Source organism: Micromonospora sp. C28ISP2-4 (assembly GCF_030519385.1).
Taxonomy (GTDB): Bacteria; Actinomycetota; Actinomycetes; order Mycobacteriales; family Micromonosporaceae; genus Micromonospora; species Micromonospora tulbaghiae.
On the sequence record NZ_JAUMKG010000006.1, the window covers coordinates 180,922 to 186,954 of the forward strand.

1 protein-coding gene is annotated in these 6,033 nt (G+C 76.4%); it reads left to right on the forward strand.

Annotated elements, in window-relative coordinates; translation table 11 throughout:
- Positions 1-15: 15 nt before the first annotated feature.
- Positions 16-6,012, forward strand: a complete 5,997-nt coding sequence (locus tag Q3W68_RS22215) for an SDR family NAD(P)-dependent oxidoreductase (RefSeq protein WP_302907280.1) — start codon at positions 16-18, stop codon at positions 6,010-6,012.
- Positions 6,013-6,033: the final 21 nt, after the last annotated feature.

A 6,033-nucleotide genomic window follows, 5' to 3' on the forward strand; every position in this document is an offset into this window, starting at 1 on the left:
AGGCGGGCAGGTGCCGTGACGCAACAGACCGATCCAGCCCACGCCGTTGTCCTCTCCGCCGCCGATCCGGAGCGGCTACGCCGGTCCGCGCACCGGCTGCGCGTGCACGTCTCCACCACGGAGCCGACGCTCGACCTCGCCGACGTGGCGTACACCACGCAGGTCGGCCGGATGCCGTTGCCGCACCGGCTCGCCGTGCGGTGCGCGAGCGTCGCGGAGCTGGTCGGCGGACTCGACGCCTATCTGCGGGGCGAGTCCCGCGACGGGGTGCTGCACGGCGTCGCCGGGGCGCCGTTCGCGCCGGCCGCCGCGCCGACCGCCGCCGACGCCGCGGCGGACTGGGTCGGCGGCGGCCTGGTCGACTGGCGGCGGTACTGGCCGGGACCACGCCCGCGGGTGCCGCTGCCCGGCTACCCCTTCGGTGCGCCGCCGCCGTCCCCGCCCGCCGCACGTCCGCGCGACCCGGCCGGGTCGCTGCGGGCCTACCTGGTCGAGGTGTACGCCGAGGTGTCCGGCCTGCCCGCCGAGTCCGTCGACCCGCTCCTGCCGCTGGCCGAGCTGGGCCTGTCGTCGTTCCTCGTCACGCGGCTGACCGCCCGGCTGGAGAGCGACCTGGGCGAACGGTCACGGACGCTGTTCTTCGAGCACGCCACGCTCGCCGAGGTCGCCGCGGCGCTGGCGGCGGCCGGCCGCACGGCGCCCGCCGGCGCGGTTCCCGCCGAGCCTGCCGAACCCGCCGCCGCACCCGCGGCACCCACCGATTCCGCCGCACCCGCCACACCGCCCGCCCCGGCAGTCGTGCCGGCCCCGGCCCTCGCCGTGGAGCGAAAGCCGGGGGAGGAGCGCGAGACGGAGATCGCGGTGATCGGAGTCGCGGGACGCTACCCGCGCTCGCCCGACCTCGACGCGTTCTGGGACAACCTCGCCGGCGGCCGCGACTGCGTCACCCCGCACCCGCCGGAGCGCGCGCGACCGGGATGGCCGACCCACCTCATGGACGGCGGGTACCTCGACGACGTCGACCGGTTCGACCCGCTGCTGTTCGGCATCACCCCCCGCGACGCCGCCCTGATGGATCCGCAGGAGCGGCTGTTCCTCGAAGTGACCTGGGCCGCGCTGGAGAGCGCCGGGTACACCCGCGCCCGGCTCCGGGAGCGGCACCACTCCTCGGTCGCCGTGTACGCCGGCGCGATGTGGAACGAGTACCCGCTGTTCGGGGCGGAGCGGACCCTGCGCGGCGTCCCGCAGGACTCCGGCGCGACGCTCGGCGGCATCGCGAACCGGGTGTCGTACTGCTTCGACCTGCACGGCCCCAGCCTGACCGTGGACACGATGTGCTCCTCCGCGCTCGTCGCGCTCGACCTCGCCGTGCAGAGCCTGCGGCGCGGCGACGCCGAACTGGCGGTGGCCGGCGCCGTCAGCCTGTCGCTGCACCCGAACAAGTTCATCCAGCAGCACCGGATGAAGCTCACCGCGAGCGACAGGCGCAGCCGGACCTTCGGCGCCGGCGGCGACGGGTTCGTACCGGCCGAGGGGGTCGGCGCGCTGATCCTCAAGCCGCTGCGGCGGGCGCTCGACGACGGCGACCCGGTGCACGCCGTGATCCGCGGCACCGCGGTCGTCCACGCCGGACGGACGAACGGCTACATCGTGCCCAGCCCGGTCGCGCAGGCCGACGTGGTACGGCGGGCGCTGCGCGACGCCCGCACCGGACCCGCCGAGATCGGCTACGTGGAGGCGCACGGCGCCGGCACGGCACTCGGTGACCCGGTCGAGATCGACGGCCTGACCCGGGCGTACCGGGACGCGGCCGGGACCGACCTGCCGCCGGGCGGCATCCCGATCGGCTCGGTGAAGTCGACGATCGGGCACACCGAGGCCGCCGCCGGGCTCGCCGGTCTCACCAAGGTCATCCTGCAACTGCGGCACGGCGTGCTCGCGCCGTCGCTGCACGCCGACGAACTCAACCCGAACATCCCCTGGGACGCCGTGCCGTTCCGGGTGCAGCGGCAGCGGGGCGAGTGGACCGGCCCCCGGGTCGCGGGCGTCAGCTCGTTCGGCGCCGGGGGCACCATCGCCCACGCGATCGTCGCCGCGCCACCCGCCCGTACCCGGCCGGTCGCGCCGCCCGGACCGCAGCTCGTCGTCCTGTCCGCCTACGACGAGGAGCGCCTCGACGAGATGGTGCGGCGGCTCCTCGCGTACCTGCGCCAGGACCGCGGACCGAGCACTGCGGACCTCGTCGCGGCGGTCCGGCGGATCGCCGCCGGGGAGCATGCCGGCTCGGCCGCCGACCACGCCGCCGCGCTGCTGGCGCACGAGGGGCCGGCCCTCGCCGACATCGCGTACACGCTCCAGGTGGGCCGGGAGCCGCTGCGGCAGCGGCTGGCGGTCGTGGTCGAGGACGTCGCGACGCTGTGCGAACGCCTCACCGCCTACCGCACCGACCCCGCCGTGCTGCGCGGGCGCGCCCCCGCGGCGCCCGACCCGGACGCCGCGCCGCCGGCCGGCGCGAGCCTGACCGACCTCGCCCGGCACTGGGTGAACGGCGGAGCCGTCGACTGGGCCGCGCTCCACGAGCCGGGCCGCACCGTCGTGGACCTGCCGGCGTACCCGTTCGCCCGCATGCGCTGCTGGGTGCCCGAGGACGTACCGGCCGGTGCCGGGCCCTCCGGCACGCAGACGCCGATTGCCGGGCCGTCGCCGGACGCCGTGCCGACGCCGGCAGCCGGGGCGTCGCCGGACGCCGCGGCGACGTCGATCGTCGAGCCCGCGCCGGCCGCCGACGTGCCGCTCTACGCCAAGGGGTGGGAACCGGACCCCGATCCCGGACCGGCCGAGGCGCCGGTGGCCGGGGTGATGCTGTGCGTCGGCGGCAGTCCCGATCTCGTCGCCCGCCTCGGCGGCCTGGCCGTGCACGACGTGGCGGACCTCGCCGCCGTGCTGTCCCGCGTGCCCGGCGTCGGCGGACTGGTCGGCCTGCCCGGCGGACCCGGCTGGGAGACCCGGGTACGGATGGTGCAGCGGCTGCTGGCCGAGCGTCCCACCACGCCGTTGCGGATCCTGGAGACGGCCGTCGACGACGTCCGCACGGCCGGCTTCGTCAAGGTCCTCGGCGCCGAGTACGCCCGCGTCACCGCCACCGTGCTGCACACCGACCGTCCCGGCGACGACACCGACCTCGCCGCCCGGGTCCTGGCCGAATGGGTACGGGCCGACGCCTACGGGGAGGTCCGGTACGCCGGCGGCCGGCGCTACCGGCCGCGCCTGGACCTCGTACCGGCGCCCCATGCGCCGCTGCGGTGCGACCCGGCCGGGGCGTACCTGGTGACCGGCGGCACCCGGGGCGTCGGCGCGCTCGTCGCCCGGCACCTGGCCGCGCGCGGCGCCCGGTCGATCGCCCTGGTCGGCGTCCACGCGGACACCGGGGTCGCGGACGACCTGCGCGCCCGCGGTGTGCGCGTGCTCCAGCACGCCGGCGGGTTCCCCGGTGTCGAGGAGTTCCTGCGGCAGGTCCGCGCCGAACTCGGCCCGCTGCGGGGCGTCGTGCACTGCGCCGGTGTGGAGAGCCGCGGCAACCCGGCGTTCCTGCACAAGGACCTGGCGGACGTACGTGCGGTGATGGCGCCCAAACTGGACGGGTTCGAGACCCTGGCGCCGCTGTGCGCCGCCGACCCGCTCGACTTCTTCCTGGTTTTCTCCTCGGTGTGCGCCACGGTGACCGGGCTGGCCGCCGGAGTCTCCGACTACGCCGCCGCGAACATCGCCGTCGACGAGCTGGTCCGCGCGCGGATCGCCGCCGGCCGTACCGAGTTCCGGTCGGTCGACTGGCCGCAGTGGGCACAGACCGGGTCCACGAGCGGACGCCCCAACCCGTGCGCTCCGGCCGGGCTCGCCCCGCTGGACGACGCCGCCGGACTACGCGTCGTCGACCGCGTGCTCGCCCTGCCGGCCGGCGCGGTGGTGCTGCCGTGCCCCCCGCTCGGCGACGCCCCCGACCCGGACGCCCTGCTGCGGCTGCGCCCGCGTCGTCCGGCGCCGGCGTCATCCGCCGCCGTGACCGGCGCTCCGCCTGCCGGCACGCCCGCCCCGGGCTCGACCCCGACCCCGACCTTGATCCCAGTCTCTCCCTCGGCCTCAGTCCTGCCCTCGGCGCCGGCCTTGCCTACGGACACTGCCGCGGCGGCGTCGGGCGGGCCGGCGGCTCCGCCGGGATGGCTCGTGGGCATCTTCTCGGCGGCGCTGGGCATCCCGGAGCGCGACCTCGACCCGACCGTCGAGTTCGGCGACCTGGGCGTGGACTCGGTGCTGCTCGGCGAGCTGCTGGTCCGCATCGAGGAACGGCTCGGCAACCACCTCGACCCGGCGACGCTGCTGCTGCACCCCACGTTGGAGCGGCTCACCGCCCATCTCGGCGTGCAGGCCGCGACTCCCGAGCCCGAGCCGGTGACCGCGCCCGTACCCGTGACTCCGCCCGAGGCGGTGGCCTCACCCGAAGCGGTGACGGCGTCGGTACCCGTGCCTGCGCCCGTACCCGTCGATGAGCCTGCGCCGACGGCGGCGCAGGCGGCGGGCGGCCGGACGCGGGCGGACCTGGACGGACGGGTGGCCGTGATCGGCATGGCCTGCCGGTTCCCGGGGGCGACCGACGTCGCGACGCTGTGGGACAACCTGTTGCACGGGCGCTGCGCGGTCACCGAGGTGCCGGCCGAGCGCTGGGACCACCGCCGCTGGTACTCGCCGGAGCCCGGCCTCGGGCGGTCGATCAGCAAGTGGGGCGGCTTCGTCGAGGGCATCGAGTGGTTCGACCCCGGCTACTTCGACATGGGCGACGACGAGGCCCGCTGTCTGGACCCGGCGATCCGGATGTTCCTGGAGGGCACCGCGGAGTGCCTCGCGGAGGCCGGGTACGCCCCGGACGAACTGCGCGGCCGGCGCGTCGCCGTCGTGGCCGGAGCGCGGCTGTCCGACTACGGCCGGCGCGTCCCCATCCGCACCGACGTCCTGCGCTCCGACCAGAACTTCATCGCCGCCCGCGTCGCCCACCACTTCGACCTGCGCGGCCCGAACCTGGTCGTCGACAGCGCCTGCTCGTCGTCGCTCGTCGCGGTGCAGGTGGCCTGCCGCAGCCTGCTCGCGGGGGAGTCGGAGCTGGCGGTCGTCGGCGGCGTCGAGGTGCTGCTGGACCCCGAGACGTACCTCGATCTGAGCGCCGCCCGGGCGCTGTCCCCGACCGGCCGGTGCCGGACGTTCGACGAACGCGCCGACGGCTTCGTACCCGGCGAGGGCTGCGGCGTGGTGCTGCTCAAACCGCTGGCGGCCGCGCTCGCCGACGGCGACCGCGTCCACGCCGTGATCGACGGCGTCGCGGTGAACAACGACGGGCACACCATGGGCGTCACCACCCCCAGCCCCGCCGCCCAGGCCGACGTGGTCCGCCAGGCGCTGGCCGCCGCCGGTCGCCGTCCCGCCGACATCGCGATGCTGGAGGCCCACGGCACCGGCACGCTCATCGGCGACCCGATCGAGCTGCGTGCCCTCAACGACGTCTTCGGCGACCGGCCCGGCGGCCGGATCGAGATCGGCAGCGTGAAGTCGAACCTGGGCCACCTGCTCAGCGCCGCCGGCATGGCCGGGCTGTTCAAGGTGGCGCTCGCCCTGGAACACGGCACGATCCCGCCGACGCTGTTCTGCGACACCCCGAACCCGCGGTTCGACTTCGACCGCTCGCCGCTGCACCCCACCACGGAACCGGTCGGCTGGCCCGCCGGATCCGAACGCGTCGCCGGGGTCAGCTCGTTCGGTCTCGGCGGCACCAACGCCCACCTCGTGCTCAGTGGCGCGCCACCCGGTCCGGTCCGCCGGGCGCCGCTGCCCCGGCCGGTGTTCCGGCGCCGGCGGCTGTGGCTCGACGGCGACGCGCCGGCCGGGGCGCCACCCCCGGCCCGGCCGGACGCGGACGAGCCGCTCACGGCGTCCCTGCTGCGACTGCAACTCGTCACCACCGACTGACCAGCGAACCGGAGGCAGGTT